Origin of the sequence: Desulfobulbus alkaliphilus, from assembly GCF_016918545.1 — a bacterium.
Lineage (GTDB): Bacteria > Desulfobacterota > Desulfobulbia > Desulfobulbales > Desulfobulbaceae > Desulfobulbus > Desulfobulbus alkaliphilus.
The window spans coordinates 1-380 of record NZ_JAFFQC010000458.1 but is presented as its reverse complement, the minus strand read 5'-3'; the positions used below and the strand labels follow the sequence as shown (position 1 = coordinate 380).

1 protein-coding gene is annotated in these 380 nt (G+C 60.8%); it reads left to right on the top strand.

Annotated elements, in window-relative coordinates; translation table 11 throughout:
• A partial coding sequence (locus tag JWG43_RS19400) for a sensor histidine kinase (protein ID WP_205244521.1) occupies positions 1 to 380 on the top strand: 380 nt, incomplete at both ends.

Below are 380 nucleotides of genomic sequence, written 5' to 3'. Positions count from 1 at the left end.
GCCAACGCCTGAGCGCGCTCAAGATGGACATTTCGCTGCTGGCAGCGGATCTGCAGGCCACACGGAGCGACAAGGCGCTGATCGACCAGACCCAGGCAATGCAACACGTGATCGACGAGACGATTGTTGCCGTTCGGCAGATCTCTGCGGATCTTCGGCCGCCATTGCTCGACGAGTTGGGGCTCGTGCCGTCCCTCGAATGGATGGCCAAGAATTTTCGCCAACGCTTTGGCCTGGTCGTGACTGTGCATGCGCAAGAACTGGCGATGAACGAACGCGCTGCCATCTCGGTGTTCCGGATCGTGCAGGAGGCACTCAACAACGTCGTGCGCCACGCCGATGCCACGCGTGTTGAGATCGAGTTCTCGCAGCAGGACGAC